Below are 18,221 nucleotides of genomic sequence, written 5' to 3'. Positions count from 1 at the left end.
TATTCTATAATATTATATTCCCGGAAAACAAAATAACAGCTATAAAAGAAAGTGCATTCCAGTGTAATTGTGCTATAAAAGAAATAGTAATACCAGATTCTGTAACAAAAATAGGTACTATTGCTTTTGCTGATTGTGGTATGTTAGAAAAAATTACTTTAGGTAAGGGAATTAAACGTATTGAAGAACTTATATTTGGGTATTGCGATGTCCTAAAGGAAATTGATACATCTCGTTGTTCTTCATTGGAATATTTACCAACATATACATTGCATAAATTATCAGCAGTAACAGAATTTGCTATACCTGCTTCTGTAAAAGAAATAGCTGCCTTTGCATTTGATGACTGTGAAAATTTAACAACTATAATTTATTATGGTGATTCTCCAAATAATATAAAATTTTTGGATAAAGATATTTTTTATAATTGCCCAGAACTTAAAAATTTAATAGTACCTAATGCTATAAATCCGGATGATTCTAATTGGGACACTTTTGGTAACGCTAATTTTACTTATGTAGGAAGAGAAAAACAATGATATTTTAATATATTGGTGGCACTGTTTTGTATAATAGAGTTATTTCAAAATTAGTTGATTAATTTTCAATATGATTTTAGATATATTAATGTTTCATATATTTTATAATAATTGATTTTAATGTATAAATCTGCCTATACCTGCTTACACTATGTGTAGGTAGGTTTTTCAATTATAAAATTTAAAACACTAAAAAATAATCAGTATAAATATTTTTTAATTTAGTTTTTAAACAAGTATATTTTATTCTAATGAAAAATACTCTAAATCTTTTAGCATCGCCTCTATTTTTTCTTATACATTTTTACTGAGATTAGCACTTTCCTGAGCCATATAAGAATTCTCTTGAGTAATATTATTTAAAGAGTTAACTGCTATTTTTATTTTAGTGATATTTTCATCTTCTTCTATACATTTGTTATATTGGATACTTCAAATACAAAAGCTTCTATATTAGAAGATAATTACTTATATGTTCTTTCTATATTAGAACTTTATTTATGATTTGATAATTTCTATTAATAACCAATTTGATATATCTATTTTTATATTATGCATAACATTTATAGACCTTTTTTATATAGGATTATATATCAATGATATAATTATATAGCTATAAATAAAAAAGTTGAAAATGGAAGTAAAAATTTAAACATCAAGTTATTAATGTCTTTTATAATATTTCTCTTAATTTTACTCCAAACGTATTATATAACTATAATAGTAAATATAACTTATTAAAGTTAAATATTATTAGTTTTTTGTTATATATTTTTTATTTACGATTTTTTTGATGTAATATATCTAAGAAATTAGTATTATAATCCTTTCTTGATATTTCTTTATTCTTATATAGTAAATTTTTATACTTGTCATCTGACTTTATGCTTTTATTTCTAAATCCTCCTTCCATTCTAAGAGCATATAAAATATCTCCTATACTGATAGATTCCGGAGGACATCCTAAAGAATATGATATATTCGGTCCATTGGATATTTTTATGACATACATTGATTTTTCCAATGGTTCGGATATTTCAGTAATGATAGTAGGAGCTGTTCTAAGTTCCTTAGCTAATTCATACATAGTTATAGCTTTTTTTCTTTTTATAAATCTATATGATATTATATCTATAAATTCTAATGCTATAAGCTCTTTTTCAGCAAATGACAATTTAATACTGTTTTTATCAACTCCATAGGATCTGAAATATTGTATGGAGTAGGTGAGTTCAGCTCCGAATAGCATTATAAGCCATACTATATATAGTAATAATAGCAAAACAGGTATTTGAGCAAAAGAACTAGCAGAAGATAATTCAGCAGGCATTATACTTGTAAGCATATTATTTTCGCTGCTTATTGTAACTATATCATCTATTTGAAAATTATATTTTAATAATTGTTCTGATACATTTGGTGAAAAAGTTAAAAATTCAAGCATATTAGTTTCTAAAGGTTCTTTTTCATAAGTTGTAGCACCTATACCTGTTCCGACATTTTGTATAATAGCATAGCTTATTCTTTCTATTTTTATGCTTGATATATTATCAACATCAATTTTTTGATTTTTTTGAAGCATATTTTTATTTGTATTTATTTCATTATCGTTAATCGTTTCTATATTATTATCATCGGCAGTAATATTATTATTTGTTTCTATAATCTTAGTTTGCTGATCTGCAGTATTTATTTCTTTAACTAAATATTCTATTTTGTACTTATCATTATCAAATATTTGTTTATAATTTTTTACATCTATATTAAGTTTAAAATATACACTGAATAGAGTTATTATGGCAATTGCAACCAATACAGATGATATAGTAGCATTAGACCAATTAACTTTAGTTTGAGGCACTAATACATATAAGAATAATACCAATAAGGAAGTAGATATTATAGGAGTAACCCAAGATAATAATATTTTGATTAATGCAGGAAGGCTATGCAGGCTTATTGAAGTATATGTAATTAAAGTAAATGATATACCAATAAGTATAGGTATTAAAAATAATAGTGCAATGTAATTAGCTGCTACTCTTGGTATAGAAGTTTTAATTTTTACACGCCATATTTTTATTAATGATCTTTGTATGCTATGAAGTATTAATGCAACACTTGCTATAGTTGATATAATACCTATGATTCCAAAACTAGCTAAATCGGTATTATCAGCTATATTTAATATTTGCCTCACCATAGGCTCATAGAATGGGGCATTTTTTTCCATCCAATCAAATATAAAAACAAATATATTCTGATATATATTGAATATTCTTAATATAAAAAGTCCTACTATCAATGTTGGTATGAATGATAATGTTACAAGATATGTTAAAGCTGCTGCTCTTATTGTACAGTCATCTTTAAAAAAGTCTGTTACAGCGAATACTACTATTCTGTAAGAGTTGAGAAAAAACTTTTGTATAGGGTTAAATAATTTAGGATCTGTATAATATATCTCTTCATTGAAAAAAATCTTCAATTTTTTGAAAAAATTTTTAATTTTTTGAATTTTAGCCATATAACACTTCTTGCAAAAAAAAATTAAATAATGTACAATATATAAACGTTAAGCGAGGGTGGCGGAACTGGCAGACGCACTAGACTTAGGATCTAGCGCCCTAGGCATGAGGGTTCGATTCCCTCCCCTCGTAATCTTTTATATATCAACATCATTTATTCCCCATCATTTTTATTATTATCAATTTCTACAGAAAACTTACATTTATTACAGACTTTTTTATAACCTGTTGAAGTTTTTATAATTCTCATAGAGTTTTTACATTTACAAAATGGACAGTCTTCATGATTTCTGAATATTATCATTGATATAAAATCTACTATTTTCCCTATGCCTGATACAAAAAATAGTATTCCAAACATTAAAATAAATATAATTATAATAGCTATGAGAAATATAATAACTAATAAATCCACTTTTATATATCCATTGATAGTTTTTTATATTATATCTTAAATATAAGATTTTTTAAAGAAGTCTGAGTATATTTTTATTGTATTTGTATTAATATACTTTATTGGGAAATCAGACCAGCTATCAAGCTCATTATTCCATAATCTGTAATAATAGTTGTCGCCTTCCTTTTTCCATTCATAAGTATAAATCTTTTTTTCCTGACCATTACTGCTTGTGTATTCTATTTTATTATTATTGAAAAAAGTGTATTTTTCATTTCCGTTTATTAATTGCCAGCTTCCCACAAATCTATAATCTACAACGCCTCTTTCTATACTGATAATTTCTTTTTTTTGGCATGAACATATAATTATTGAAAATGATAATAATAATATTAATACTTTGTACATGAGCAGTCCTTTTATTTAGTATTATATATAGTATCGTAATAATTATCATAAAATAAAAAATAAGTGCGTAAAAATAAAATATATTAGATAGATACTATTAAAAAATATAATTATAGTTCATGTATATAAATCGATTTTATATGCAATGAAAATGTAAAATAGATTATTGATAAAATATTTTAAACATATATAATAGTGATTCTGTAACAACATACTATGGAATTATGTAATAAAAAATATTAGGATTATTTATGCAGAACTATTTAGAATTATTAAGAGAAGTATTAGAAGAAGGTGAAGAAACTAAAGACAGAACAGGAGTAGGTACAAGAAGAATATTCGGGCCTCAATTAAGATTTAAATTTGAAGGAAATAAAATACCAATCATAACTACTAAAAGAGTTTTTATGAAAGGTGTTATAATAGAATTGCTTTGGTTTTTACAAGGTTCTACAAATATAAAATTTTTATTAGAAAATAATGTTCATATATGGGACGAATGGGCTGACGATATGGGAGAGCTTGGTCCTGTATATGGAAAGCAATGGAGAGCTTGGGAAACTAAAGAAGGTAATAAAATAGATCAAATATCAAATATAGTTAATACTTTAAGAAACAATCCTACAAGCAGAAGAATCATTTTGAATGCTTGGAATGTAGGTGAGATTGATCAGATGCATCTTCCTCCATGTCATATGATGTGTCAGTTTTCTGTTAATAGCAGAGGAGGAATAATTACGCATTTGTATCAAAGATCTGCAGATTTGTTTTTGGGAGTTCCTTTTAATATAAGTTCTTATGCTATACTCACAAGGCTTTTAGCCATGCATAGCGGACTTCATGCTTCAGAATTAATAATGACATTCGGAGATGCACATATTTATAATAATCATATAGAACAGGTAAAGACTCAGCTTTCAAGAGAGCCTTTCAATCAAACAACAGAATTGTTTATAGAAAATCGTCCTAATATATTCAGCCATGTTTATGAAGATTTTAGATTAGAAGGATATAAATATTATCCAACTATAAAAGCGGAGGTGGCTGTTTGATAGTTTCATTAATTGCTGCAGTTGATTCTAAAAATGGTATAGGATTAAATGGTGTTATGCCTTGGGGACATGTAAAAGAAGATATGCAGTTCTTTAGAAGCACAACTACTGGATATACGGTTGTTATGGGCAGAGTTACTTTTGAGTCTTTAGGTTCAAAGCCTCTTCCTAATAGAAAAAATATTGTTATATCTTCTAGTATAAATAATGATCTTCTAGAAAAGTATGATAATCTTTTTTATGAATCATCTTTTGAGAATACTATTTCTAAATTATTATTAGAAAAGAATAATCAGATATTCATTATAGGCGGAGAATCAATTTATAAAAAGTCTTTAGATTATGCTGATATAATATATCTCACTCATATAGATAAAGATTATAATTGCGACAGATTTTTTCCTCAAATAGATGCAAATTTATTTCAATCCAGCAAATTAAAAACTTTTTTTCATAATGACATCAATGTAAATATAATAAAATATACTAGAACTTTAGTATAAATATAATTTTATAAAAATAGTTGAAAAATATAAAAACTATTATACAATTTTTACGGGTACATTAAAATATATTCTTTATGGTTAGGGTATTTATTATTTTTTAATATATTGTACTAAGCTGTAAACTATTTTATAGCTTTAATATTTGGGGTTATTATGAATTGTATAGATAATTTATTGGAATTAGCCAATAAAGCTTTTGGCAGTGCAGATTATAAAAAATCTTTAGAATATTTTGATAAATTGATTTTCTATTATGGGGATAGTGTTGAGATTTATAATAATAGGGGACTAGCTAAAAGCAGTTTAGGAATGTACGATGAAGCTATTTCCGATTTTGAAAAGGTTATAAGTATTGATTCTGGATATGTTAATGCTTACAATAATATAGGATTGGTTAAGCATAATTTAGGCAAATATGAGGAAGCTATTGATTATTATAAAAAGGCTTTATCATTAGATGATAGATGTATTCAGGCTTTCAATAATATAGGTTTAGCTAATCATAATTTGGGAATGTATGAAGAAGCAATTAAATATTATATTAAAGCCATAGAAATTTCTCCTAATGTTCATACATATAATAATATAGGGTTGATAAAAAATGATTTGGGTATGTATGAAGAAGCTATAGAATATTTCAATAAAGTTATACGATTAGATAATAATTATATTAAAGCATATTATAATATAGGATTATCAAAATATAATTTAAAAAATTATGATGAAGCATTAGAGTATTTTAATAAGGTTCTAGAATTAGACTCTAAAAATGTACATGCTTATAATAATATTGGTATAATAAAACAGGATTTAAAATTACATAGTGAAGCATTGGAATATTTTAATAAAGCTTTAGTATTAGATAAAAATTATTCTAAGGCATATTATAATAGAGGGCTTTCAGAATTAGAATTAGAATTATATGAATGTGCTTTGTATGATTTTAACAGATGCTTAGAATTAGAGCCTAATTATTATCCTGCTTTCTGTAAAAGAGGAGAGGTGAAATTAAAATTAAAAAATTATAGAGAGGCTTTAGAAGATTTTAATGAATATATAGAACATAGTAATCCTGATAAAAAAATATATTACTATAGAGGATTTTGCAAATATAAATTAAAAGATTATAATAATGCTCTTAAAGATTTTAATATGTCTGATAATAATATAAAAACATTTCTGCTAAAAATTATTTCAAAGTTTAAACTTCTATTTGTAAAAAAATAACTGTAAATTATTTTTTAATTATGATCATAAAAGTTTTATTACATTTTAACAAAATAGGTTTAAATTTATTATATATAATATATAATATTCAAAATTGTATTGATATGAATTTTTTAATTTTTAAGGAGATAGTTTGAGATTAGAGTTAATGCTTGGCGTCAGATATTTGAGAGCCAAAAAGAAATTTTCATTTGTTTCAATTATTACAATTATATGTGTACTCGGAATATTAGTTGGAGATATGGTAATGATTACTGTTCTTTCAGTTATGAATGGTTTTCAGGATGATATAAGAGATAAAATACTCGGAATGAGAGCACATATAAATATCAGTGCTTACAGCGATCAGCCGCTTACAGATTATAAATATGTTGTTGATAATATAATGGGCAATAAGGAAATAACAAGTGCTTATCCTTATATAGTTTTGCCTTGTATAATGCGTTCTTATGGTTTTACCACTCTTATAACAGTGCGTTCATTTGAGGATAATATATTCACAACAGATAAAGATTTCATTAAGTATTTTAATTTTGTTGAAGGCAATAACAAAAATATGAATACTAATGATGCCTTAATAGGCTCTGAAATGGCAAAAGATTATGCTTTATCTATTGGCGATACTATAGATATAATTTCAGCTTCAGGAAGTTTTGAGAGAGGATTCAAACCTCAAAAGACTACTTTCACTATTAAAGGTATTTATAAAACAGGTTATTATGAATATGACAGCAGAATGGTAATAGTTCCGCTTACTACAGGTCAGAAAATGGTTGGTTATGATAATGCTGTTACTGGAGTTGCCGTAAAGGTAAGAAATTTCTTTGATGCAGATAAGGTTGCCAAAAAGATTGATACAGATTTAAAAGAGTTTTATAATGTTATGCCTTGGATGCTATTTGATAGAAATTTCTTTCAGGCTTTGCATACAGAAAAATTGATGCTTGCTTTGATACTGTCTTTTATAATATTAATAGCAGCTTTGAATATTGCATCAAGCCAGATAATATTTGTTAAAGATAAAAGAAGAGATATTGCTATAATAAAGACATTGGGTTTAAGACCTTCAAATGTAGCTAAAGTTTTCTTTTTGGAGGGAGCTATAATTGGTTTAATAGGTACTGTACTCGGTGTAATATTCGGTATATTGCTTGCTAATTATGTCAATGAGGCTTTAGAAGGACTTAGAATTATAATGCAGTTTATAGTTAATATCATTTGGTTTATTCCTTCAAAAATAAGTGCAGGAATATCAATACCTATAGTTCCAGACTTCTTCCCATCAGATATATATTATGTAAGCGGAGGACTTCCTTCAATAATACATGCTTCTCAGGTTATTATGGTTGCTAGTATTTCATTCTTACTTTCTGTTTTATTTGCTATAATACCGGCTTATATAGCAAGCAGATACAAACCTGCGGAGGTGCTTAGATATGAGTGATAATAAAGAAGTTCTAATTAATATAGAAAAATTAAAAAAGACATATTCAGGACCTCCTAAGGTAGAAGTATTAAAATCAATAAGTTTAAAAGTTTATAGAAATGAAATACTTGCCATAACAGGAGAATCAGGAAGCGGAAAAACTACTCTTTTAAACTTAATAGGCGGAATAGATGATATTACTGAAGGCAGTATAGATATATTAGGCAATAATATTGTTAAGATGAATGAAGGGCAATTAGCACATTTTAGAAATAGTTCGCTTGGATACGTTTTTCAGTTTCATAATTTGCTTGGTGAGTTTAGTGCTTTAGAAAATGTCATGATACCATCTTTAATGCTTAAATATAATAAAAAAGAAGCAAGGCAAAAAGCAGAAGCTCTTCTTGAAACTGTAGGTTTAAAAGATAGAATGGAGCATAGAATAGGTGAGCTTTCAGGAGGTGAGGCACAGAGAGTTGCTATTGCAAGAGCTTTGATAAATAAGCCTAGCGTGGTATTAGCTGATGAGCCTACAGGTAATTTGGATAAAAAGAATGCTGAAGTGGTAAGAGAATTATTATGGAGTATGACAAAACAAAGTAATGCTTCTTTAATAATTGTAACGCATTCTGTTTCTATTGCCAATATGGCTGATAGAAAATTACGTTTAGAATACGGTGAAAATTTAATGGAATATTGAAATATAAAATATTATAATATAGAATATTTTATTAATAAACAAATATAAAATTATATTAGGAATATAAAATTATGCTTATAAAAAAAGTAAAAGAATTTTTTAAAAAAGATGAAAGACCTTTTGATTATGGAGCTGTTACAGAAGAACATATACAAAAATATTATTCAAAAGTTGAAAAACATCCATATAGAAGAATGCTTTCTTATGCTATGAGACATAAGAAATTATTTATACCTTCTTTCCTTTTAAGTATAGGATACACAATAATAAATATATTGCCTCCTTTCTTTGGTCAGTTAGCGATATCAATTACTGGAGGAAAGAGAGTTGATTTATTAGATAAAATACCTTTAGTTGCTGATTTAACTCAAAAATTTAGTAGTTTTAGTACTAAAGATTTAACTCAGCAGTTTTTAAGCAGTAATGTTATTGAAAATCCTGTAATAATAGCACAATTTGCATTTATTATTATTATAGGTTTTATATATGTTTTATTCAGAGTTGGATTTGATTATGTAAAAACTTTTCTTTTTGCTTTTACTGCTCAGGAAATAGGTAAAGATGTACGTGCTGATATGATGAGAGGACTTCTTAATACTGATATAGCGTATTTTAAACAGGAGAAAGAAGGTGATTTGATGAGTAGGGTTATTAATGAGTCTGGTACAATAGAGGGGTTTTTATCTGGTACATTACCTAATATGATAACAGTACCATTAACATTGATACTTACTTTAGCTGTATTACTTCTTTTAAATGTTAAGCTTACTTTAGCTTGTTTCATAGCTGCACCTTTAATAGGATTAGGTATAGATAAAGTTTCAAAATTAATAAGAACTAGAATAGCAGCACAGCAAAATTTTTTAGGAAGTACTACTTCCGTTATACAGGAAGATATAAGAGGTATAGAGGTTATAAAAATATTTTCTAAAGAAGATCAGGAAGTTAATAGGTATAGAGGTTTATACGGCGAATTAATAAATATAATGAGAAAAATTAGTTTACTTACTTCTCTTAACAGACCTATGACAGAACTTGTAATGATAGCTGCTATGCTTGTAATACTTGCTTACGGCGGATTTTTAATATTCAAGGGGGAAATGCCTTTTGAATTTTTATGGGGATTTTTACTTTATATGCTTAATATATCAACTCCTGTCAGAGATTTATCAGGTATATTTATGAATTTGCAATTAACTAAGATGGTAGCTCTTAGAGTATTTCAGATTATAGATTTACCAGCTGAAAATGTTGATGATCCTACTAAAAAACAAATGAAGCCTATAGAGCATTCAATTACTTTTGAAAATGTTCATTTTGAATATCCAAGAAGAAGTGATGCCCAGCCTTTTCATTTGGGACCTGTAAGTTTTAATGTAAAGAAAGGAGATGTAGTTGCTTTTGTTGGTAATTCAGGCGGCGGTAAAACTACTTTGATAAGTTTGATACCAAAATTATTTACTCCAAGTGAAGGGGTTATAAGATTTGATGGTATTGATATAAATGAATTGAATACAAGAAGTGTAAGAAATCAAATAGGAGTAGTATCTCAGGAGAATATTCTTTTCTATGGAACTGTAAGAGAAAATATTTTATATGCAAATCCTGATGCTACAGATGATGAGTTAGTTAGAGCAGCAAAAATAGCACATGCTGATGAGTTTATTTTGAAATTACCTAATGGTTATGATACTCATATAGGACCAAGAGGTGTAATGCTTTCAGGAGGTCAGCGTCAGAGAATAGCTTTAGCGAGAGCCGTAGTAAAAAGACCTTCTATATTGATACTTGATGAAGCTACTAGTGCATTAGATACTGAAAGTGAGATGTATGTTCAAAAGGCTTTGAATGAAATTATTAATCTTCAAACTACATTTGTTATAGCTCATAGACTTTCTACTATAAAAAATGCTACGTATATATGTGTAGTTGAAGATGGTAAAATAACAGAATCCGGTACTCATAATGAATTAATGAAAAGAGGCGGAAAATATCAATATCTATATTCATTGCAATTTAGAGATGAATAAATATTAATTTTAATCGTTGAGTATAAAATAAAAGCTGTTTTAATAAACTTTAATTATTAAAACAGCTTTTTTATTAAAAAATTAAATAAGAAAGATTATTTAGTTTTTATTTTGATCTTCAGTTGCTATACTAAGTTTAGTAAATCCGGCATTTTTTACACTGTCTATAACAGATATTAAGACTTGAGTTTTTACATCTTGATCTGAACGTATCTCTACAGGCTTTTCCAATTCTCCTTCTGTCTCTGCTAATTTTTTTAGATCAGCATCTATATCTTCAGAAACATATCCATTTATATATTTTTGTCCGTCTTTTGATATACTTATTACTACAGTATCATTTTTTTCAGATCCAACAGCCGATGTGGATTTAGGCAAACTTATTTCTATTTGAGGTGTAACTATGATTGTTGAACCCACCATGAAAAATATAAGTAAATTAAATACTATATCTATCATGGGGGTTAAATCTATTCCGCTTTTTATATTAAATCTTCTTCTAAACTTCATTATTTATTTATCGCTAAATTATTATTCTACTTTTATAGTTCTTACATTACTTAAGAAATGCTGACCTTTATATAGTATAGAAATTTTATAATCTCCTTTTCCATATTCAGCTTTGAAAGTTCTTCCTAATATAGAGTTACCCATATCTTTAACATCATATATTACTTTTCCTATATATGTTTTTCCATCATCTCCTGTGATTCTAGCTTCAGGATCAGCCATTTCAACTGCCAATTTAAAATCAGTAAATGCAGCACCATTTAATATTCTATATTTTGCAGTTATTTCACTTTCATATTTAGCTGTAGGTGAGAAGTCAACAGATTCAGCTACTATATTGGCAAATGTTACAGTAGTATAAACACCAACACCTCTTTTTACAGCACCAACTCCTATAGCATTATATTCTTTACTTAATATATTCTTTTTACTGTCAGGAGTTTTCATCAAATCTTTAACAATGCTTTCAGCTGCTTTTTTATCAGTAAATGGAATAACATCTAACTTATGCAAACTTTCACTTATATTTCCTACCATTTCAGGATATAATTTTACTTGTCTTCCTTTTGAATCTAAACCGTCTAAATCTGTATTACTAAAGAATTTCTTTTGAGCCATATTATCAGCATGATATAATGCTAAAGAATGAAGTCTTTGATTATTTGGAAGAGGAGGAAGCGATTCCTTACTTCTTTCTAAATTGATTAGTCTTAATACTTCATCTTCTATAGTATTAGCACTGACTATTAAAGTTGATAAAAATATGAACATTATTATGAAACTTAATTTTTTCATTTTTTAATCTCCGAAATGTTTTAAAATTATATAAATTATAAATCTAATTTTATAATGATTTTGTAAAAAATAAAAGAAAATAAATGAAAAAATAATATTATTTTTTTATTGACTTTTTTTGTTTTATATACTAGATTATTAATTAGTATTAGATATTATTTATGTATTACTATTATTTATATAATTTGGAGAAAAAACTTTTATGAAGAAAATATTTTTGATGCTATTTTTATTAGTAGTATTGTCATCTTGTCAAGAAGTTGCAAATATTTTAGGAGTAAGTCTTGATCCTTCTTTAACATATCCTGATGGAAGTATGGGAAGAGCATATTTTTATGCTGATTATAAGGAGCAGGGAAATAAACGTTATAATTTTAATAAAATAGCAGAATATGATAAATTAATTATATATTTACAAGATGGAGCAGGATATAAGCCTGAAAGTGTAGATTATATAGCAAAGGTATTTAATGATAATTATGCTGAAGAAGTAAGAATATACGGAGAACATACAGATGTTGATAAGAATGGTAAAATTATAATTTTATTATTAGAATTGAACGCCAGTTATTCAGGCGGAGTAATTACCGGTTATTTTTATGGAGCAGATTTAATATTGAATCAAAATAATAATGCTGAGATATTATATATGGATATAAAAATGCTTAATGATAATCCTCAGTATATGGCTGGAACTATACAGCATGAATTTCAGCATTTGATTAATTATAATGTTAATTATATTCAAAACAATAGAGAAATGTCAACTTGGCTTAATGAAGCTCTTTCAGAATCTACATCTGTATTATTCAGCCCAACTACAGTTAATTCAAGAATAAACGAATTTAATAATATGCAAGGTTATTATTGTTTCTATACTTGGAATCTTCCTTTACAAAATATATTTGCTAATTATCCGTCAGTTTCAGTATTTATGAATTGGCTTTATCAAAAAAATGGTAAAAATTCTTCTGTATTCCAAAATATAGCAAAATACTCATCATTAGATGATTATAATAGAGTTTTAAATAATGTAAGTTTTACAGGTACATCTACTTGGGATGATTTATTATTAAAATGGCTTGAGGGAGTAAAAAATAATGAAGTTGCTGGAGCTAATTTACAAATTCAGAAAGGCGGATATACTGTATCATTATTTCCAGGAGCAGCAGTAGCTTATAGCGGAAGCATTCAGGCATCTGGAAATTTAGTAACAAAAAATTTGCCGGATGGAATACAAATAGCTTTGAATAAAGATACTTATGTAGGTAGTAGTCCTACTCATATAAATATAGATGTTCCTAAAGCATCATCAATACAGGCATCAAAAATGTATAAATCAGTTAGTAAAGATGATAAGCCTTACATACCTAAATACAGACATATATTGTTTGATAAAGACGGTAAAATTAAAGAATATTAATAAAAAAAGTGTAAAATTATGAAAAAAATATTTTGTACAATTATTATTTTAATTTTATCTGTAATTTCTTGCGGCAAGAACAATGTTACAAATCCTGCAAAGTCAATAGATGGATTAATATATCCTAATAATAGCATGGGGCAAAAAACATTTAAAGCAGATTATAAGGAGCAAGGAAATAAACCTTATGATTTTTATAAAGTAGCAGAATATGATAAATTGATTGTATATGTTATGGCTGGTTCAGGATATAAGCCTGAAAGTGTAGATTATATAGCAAAGGTATTTGATGATAATTATGCTGAAGAAGTAAGAATATACGGAGAACATACAGATGTTGATAAGAATGGTAAAATTATAATTTTATTATTGGAATTGAATGCTAGCTATTCAGGTTCTATAGGTAATGGTTATTTTTATGGACTAGATTTGATATTGAATAGGAATAATAATGCTGAAATATTATATATGGATATAAAAATGGTTAATAAATATCCTGAGTATATGTCTGGAACTATACAGCATGAATTTCAGCATTTGATTAATTTTAATGTGAATTATATACGTAATGGCAGACAAATGTCAACTTGGCTTAATGAAGCTCTTTCAGAATCTACATCTCTGTTATTCAGCCAAACTACAGCTGATTCAAGAATAAATGAATTTAATAAAGCAACACTTGGATATTATTGTTTTTATACTTGGAATCTTCCATCTGAATCTGTTTACCCTAATAATCCTAATAGTAAATATATATTTGCTAATTATCCATCAGCTTCAGTATTTATGAATTGGCTTTATCAAAAAAGTGGTAAAAATTCTTCTGTATTCCAAAATATAGCAAAATATTCATCATTAGTGGATTATGATAGAGTTTTAAATAATGTAAGTTTTACAGGTGCATCTAGTTGGGATGATTTATTATTAAAATGGATTGAAGGAGTAGCTAACGGAGAGGTAGAAGGAGCTAATATAGAAAAACAAGAAGAGAATAATAATGTTAATTTATATCCTGGAGCAATAGTAGCTTATAATGGTACTTTGAGTTCGTCAGATAATTTAGTAACAAGAAAGTTATCAAGCGGTTTGGAATTAGCTTTGAATAAAGATACTTATGTAGGTAGTAGTCCTACTCATATAAATATAGATGTTCCTAAAATAGAATTAATACAGGCATCAAGAATGTATAAAACAGTTAGTAAAGATGATAAGCCTTATATACCTAAATACAGACATATATTGTTTGATAAAGACGGTAAAATTAAAGAATTTTAATTTATAAAAGGAGAATTAATGAAAAGAATTTACAAAAGCATTATAAAATATTCTTATGTTTTTATGTTAGTTTTTTTCTTTTTGCTTTTTGCTAAGAAACAGGAGATTACTGGTACTATTAGAATGGTAGGTACAGCTATATTTCCAGAGATAGTTATAACTACAGAAGAGAGAGATTATTATTTCGATAAGAAATTTTTCGATGAATACGCTAAGTATGTAGGACAAAATATGACTATAAAAGCTAAAGTAAAGAAAGATACTATATGGCTTGCCGACAGAAGCAAATCATTTGACATATATACTATTATGTGGATAGAAAAAAAAGAATAAAAAAGAAAGAATAAATAATAATAAAAAGTAAATTACAAGGCTTTAAATATATCTAAATATTTAAAGCCTTTATTTATTTATAAAAAGTAAAAATTCATTGATAAATATACGGAGTATGGTATAATAAGATAATAATAAAATAATCAAAACTATGGAGTCATTTTATGAATGTATTGGTAATAAATTCAGGAAGTTCAAGTATTAAATATCAATTATTCGCTATGCCTGAAGCAAAAGTTTTAGCTAAAGGACTTTTGGAAAAAATCGGCGAAGAAATAAGTGCTTTAAAACACACTGCTGTAGAAAAAGGAAAAGAGAAAAAAATAGAACAGAAAGTTGCTGATCATAAAGCAGGTATGTCATTAATTTTCTCACTTTTAACAGACAAAGAATTTGGTGTTATAGCTGATATGAGTGAAATATCTGCTGTAGGTCATAGAGTTGTTCATGGCGGTGAGGCTTTCAACAAAAGTACATTAATCACTGATGAAGCTATAAAAGCTATTGAGGCTTGCTGTGATATAGCTCCTTTACATAACCCAGCTGGTTTACAAGGTATAAGTGCTTGTAAAGAGATATTAAAAGATGTAAAAATGGTAGGTGTTTTTGATACTAGTTTCCACCAAACAATACCTGATTATGCTTATATGTATGCTGTTCCTCATGAATGGTATGATAAATATAAAATACGTCGTTATGGTTTCCATGGTACTTCTCATAAATATGTTTATGGTGAATTCTGTAAAGTAACTAACAAACCTAATGCTAATGTTATAGTATGCCACTTAGGAAATGGTGCTAGTGTTACAGCTGTTAAAAATGGAGAATCTATTGATACTAGTATGGGTTTAACTCCATTAGAAGGTTTAGTAATGGGTACTAGATCTGGAGATATGGATCCTGCTGTTCCTACTTTTGTTATGGCTAAAGAAAATTTATCTGCAAAAGAAATGGATAATATTTTAAATAAAAAAAGCGGTCTTTTAGGTGTTTCCGGCGTAAGCAATGATATGAGAAACTTGGAAGAAGCTGCTAAAACTAACCCTAAAGCTGAACTTGCTATTACTATGTTCTGCTATAGAGTAAAAAAATATATAGGTGCTTATATGGCTGCTTTAGGACATCTTGACGGTATAGTATTTACAGGCGGTATAGGTGAAAATAGTGCTTATATCAGAGGAAGAATACTTGAAGGTTTAGATGAGCTTGGTATTAAATGCGATGCTGACAAAAACTCTAAAGCTAGAGGCTGTGCTAATTTTGAAAAAGATGGAGCGGCTATTAAACTTTATGTTATAGCTACTGATGAAGAAAAAGCAATAGCTATGGATACTTATAATCTTGCTTTAAAATAAAAATAATTGTTTATATAAACATTTTTATATTAGGGTGTCTTAATTGATTATTAAGATGCCCTATTTTTTTTGTAAAGTCTTTTTTAAGTATATGAGAACTAAAATTGTCAAATGTACATTTATTGTTTTAAAGATTGATAAAATAATTTCTTAATAATAGTATATAGTCAATTTGTATGAATTGTGAATATAGTATATTTTTTTATAAACTAATTTGATTTTTAGATTTATATATTATATAATTTATGATATATTAATATTAAATTTTTATTAGGAATGAATATGTTAATTACAATATTTGCATTATTTATATTATTTCAAAGTAATGTATTTGGGTATATAGATCCTGGAACAGGAAGTTTACTTTTTTCAGCACTTTTTGGAATAATAGGAACACTTTTCTTTTTATCAAAAGCTCTCTTGATAAAATTAAAAACTATGTCTTTTTCTAAAAGCAAAAATATAGAAACAGAGGCCTCTAAAAAAGCTAGAATAATAATTTATGGAGAAGATAAAAGATATTGTAATGTATTTAAGCCCCTTATAGAAGAATTAATAAAATTAGAAATACCAGTAATATACTATAGTTCAAGTGAAGATGATCCTATATTTGAAATAAAAAATGATTTGCTTCATACTGAATTTATAGGTGTAGGCAATATAGCTTATGCTAAATTAAATTTCATAGAAGCAGATATTTGTTTAATGACAACTCCTAATTTAGATGTATTTCAGTTAAAACGTTCTAAAGGTGTAAAGAAATATGTACATATATTTCATGCACCAAACGAAGCTTCTATGTACTGTCTATATTCTTTAGATTTTTTTGATGCAGTATTATTAAATGGTGAGAATCAAATACCAGATATAAGAGAATTAGAAGAAACTAGAAAAACTAAAGTAAAAGAATTGGAAATTATAGGAAGTACATATTTAGATGAACTTAATAAAAAGAAGGAGGAAGCTTCAAAATCAATCACCAAAGTAGAAAATAAAAAAACAGTTTTGATAGCTCCTTCTTGGGGTATGAATGGACTTCTTAAAAGATTTGGTGAAAAAATTATTGATCCTATTTTGTCAAATGGATATTATGTTATTATACGTCCTCATCCTCAATCCAGTATAGTAGAAAAAGATATGCTAGAAAGATTAAAAACTAAATATAAGAATAATACAAATATAGAGTGGGATTTTAATAGAGATAATATTTATTCATTATCAAGAGCTGATGTTATGATATCCGATTTTTCAGGCGTAATATTGGATTATGCTTTTCTTTTTGATAAACCTACAATAATCCCTAGTTTTAATTTTGATAAAAGGGGATATGATGCCGTTGAATTAAAAGAAGAAACTTGGACATTAAAAACTTTACCTAAAATAACTGTTTCTTTAGATGAGAATAATTTTGCTAATATTGCAGATATACTTAATGATACTATTACTAATACATCATTAAAAGATAATATTATAAAAGCAAAAGATGAAGCTTATAAATGCCGAGGTGAAGCAGCTAGAAATGGAGCTTTAGTTTTAAGCAAAATGCTTACAGAACTAAATTGATATTGATTTTTTTTAATTATCTATTTATAATAACAAAATGAATACTTTAAATTATTGTTTTACTAATTTTGCTTGTATCAAGCAAGCAAGCAAGCAAGCAAGCAAGCAAGCAAGCAAGCAAGCAAGCAAGCAAGCAAGCAAGCAAGCAAGCAAG

The 18,221-nt window shown here is 26.9% G+C and carries 17 protein-coding genes and 1 tRNA gene; 13 read left to right on the top strand and 5 right to left on the bottom strand.

Annotation, left to right across the window (positions count from 1 at the left end; all coding sequences use genetic code 11):
• The first annotated feature begins 11 nt into the window (after positions 1–11).
• Positions 12–539, top strand: coding sequence for a leucine-rich repeat domain-containing protein (locus Q0K19_RS07370; protein ID WP_367172150.1), 528 nt, complete (start codon positions 12–14; stop codon positions 537–539).
• 775 nt (positions 540–1,314) lie between these two features.
• Here Q0K19_RS07370 and Q0K19_RS07365 read toward each other — a convergent pair.
• Positions 1,315–3,066, bottom strand: a complete 1,752-nt coding sequence (locus Q0K19_RS07365; protein WP_297246810.1) for a YhjD/YihY/BrkB family envelope integrity protein — start codon at positions 3,064–3,066, stop codon at positions 1,315–1,317.
• A 52-nt stretch (positions 3,067–3,118) separates the two neighbouring features.
• On the opposite strand from Q0K19_RS07365, the gene Q0K19_RS07360 reads away from it, so the two are divergent.
• Positions 3,119–3,199 (top strand) — tRNA-Leu (locus Q0K19_RS07360).
• Between the two features lie 22 nt (positions 3,200–3,221).
• On the opposite strand, the gene Q0K19_RS07355 is transcribed toward Q0K19_RS07360, so the two are convergent.
• Positions 3,222–3,482, bottom strand: coding sequence for a hypothetical protein (locus Q0K19_RS07355; protein ID WP_297246808.1), 261 nt, complete (start codon positions 3,480–3,482; stop codon positions 3,222–3,224).
• A gap of 36 nt (positions 3,483–3,518) precedes the next feature.
• Positions 3,519–3,872: a hypothetical protein gene (locus Q0K19_RS07350; RefSeq protein ID WP_297246806.1), complete on the bottom strand. Its 354-nt coding sequence runs from the start codon at positions 3,870–3,872 to the stop codon at positions 3,519–3,521.
• Between the two features lie 251 nt (positions 3,873–4,123).
• Here Q0K19_RS07350 and Q0K19_RS07345 point away from each other — a divergent pair, with 251 nt between their 5' ends.
• The 6 genes from Q0K19_RS07345 (at position 4,124) to Q0K19_RS07320 (ending at position 10,813) form a co-directional block, all read left to right on the top strand.
• A complete protein-coding gene (locus Q0K19_RS07345; RefSeq protein WP_297246803.1) occupies positions 4,124–4,924 on the top strand; it encodes a thymidylate synthase in 801 nt (266 codons plus the stop codon).
• A complete protein-coding gene (locus Q0K19_RS07340) occupies positions 4,921–5,427 on the top strand; it encodes a dihydrofolate reductase (RefSeq protein WP_297246801.1) in 507 nt (168 codons plus the stop codon). Before Q0K19_RS07345 ends, Q0K19_RS07340 begins: the two co-directional genes overlap by 4 nt.
• A 156-nt stretch (positions 5,428–5,583) precedes the next feature.
• Positions 5,584–6,657 carry a tetratricopeptide repeat protein gene (locus Q0K19_RS07335; protein WP_297246799.1) on the top strand — a complete coding sequence of 358 codons (1,074 nt, stop codon included), beginning with the start codon at positions 5,584–5,586 and terminating at the stop codon, positions 6,655–6,657.
• Between the two features lie 148 nt (positions 6,658–6,805).
• Positions 6,806–8,101, top strand: a complete 1,296-nt coding sequence (locus Q0K19_RS07330; protein ID WP_297246874.1) for an ABC transporter permease — start codon at positions 6,806–6,808, stop codon at positions 8,099–8,101.
• Complete coding sequence (locus tag Q0K19_RS07325; protein ID WP_297246797.1) at positions 8,094–8,783, top strand: ABC transporter ATP-binding protein; 690 nt, start codon at positions 8,094–8,096, stop codon at positions 8,781–8,783. The genes Q0K19_RS07330 and Q0K19_RS07325 overlap by 8 nt, the downstream gene beginning before the upstream one ends.
• Positions 8,784–8,854: 71 nt before the next feature.
• A complete protein-coding gene (locus tag Q0K19_RS07320) occupies positions 8,855–10,813 on the top strand; it encodes an ABC transporter ATP-binding protein (protein ID WP_297246795.1) in 1,959 nt (652 codons plus the stop codon).
• Positions 10,814–10,912: 99 nt separating this feature from the next.
• Here the strand turns inward: Q0K19_RS07320 and Q0K19_RS07315 are convergent, their stop codons facing one another.
• Positions 10,913–11,323, bottom strand: coding sequence for a biopolymer transporter ExbD (locus tag Q0K19_RS07315; protein ID WP_297246793.1), 411 nt, complete (start codon positions 11,321–11,323; stop codon positions 10,913–10,915).
• A 21-nt stretch (positions 11,324–11,344) separates the two neighbouring features.
• Positions 11,345–12,118 carry a CAP domain-containing protein gene (locus Q0K19_RS07310; protein ID WP_297246791.1) on the bottom strand — a complete coding sequence of 258 codons (774 nt, stop codon included), beginning with the start codon at positions 12,116–12,118 and terminating at the stop codon, positions 11,345–11,347.
• 202 nt (positions 12,119–12,320) lie between these two features.
• On the opposite strand from Q0K19_RS07310, the gene Q0K19_RS07305 reads away from it, so the two are divergent.
• From Q0K19_RS07305 to Q0K19_RS07285, 5 genes are all read left to right on the top strand, one after another.
• On the top strand, positions 12,321–13,541 hold the full coding sequence (locus Q0K19_RS07305; RefSeq protein ID WP_297246789.1) for a peptidase M30: 1,221 nt from the start codon (positions 12,321–12,323) through the stop codon (positions 13,539–13,541).
• A gap of 18 nt (positions 13,542–13,559) precedes the next feature.
• Entirely contained in the window at positions 13,560–14,816 is a 1,257-nt protein-coding gene (locus tag Q0K19_RS07300) for a peptidase M30 (RefSeq protein WP_297246787.1), read from the top strand.
• A gap of 18 nt (positions 14,817–14,834) precedes the next feature.
• Positions 14,835–15,149 (top strand): hypothetical protein, encoded by a 315-nt coding sequence (locus tag Q0K19_RS07295; protein ID WP_297246785.1) that lies wholly within the window; start codon positions 14,835–14,837, stop codon positions 15,147–15,149.
• A gap of 164 nt (positions 15,150–15,313) precedes the next feature.
• Complete coding sequence (locus Q0K19_RS07290) at positions 15,314–16,504, top strand: acetate/propionate family kinase (RefSeq protein WP_297246783.1); 1,191 nt, start codon at positions 15,314–15,316, stop codon at positions 16,502–16,504.
• Positions 16,505–16,786: 282 nt separating this feature from the next.
• Complete coding sequence (locus tag Q0K19_RS07285) at positions 16,787–18,067, top strand: CDP-glycerol glycerophosphotransferase family protein (protein WP_297246781.1); 1,281 nt, start codon at positions 16,787–16,789, stop codon at positions 18,065–18,067.
• Positions 18,068–18,221: the final 154 nt, after the last annotated feature.

Origin of the sequence: uncultured Brachyspira sp. (assembly GCF_944393015.1) — a bacterium.
Lineage (GTDB): Bacteria > Spirochaetota > Brachyspiria > Brachyspirales > Brachyspiraceae > Brachyspira.
Note: the sequence above shows the minus strand (reverse complement) of the source record. Positions and strands in the feature narration are given on the sequence as shown.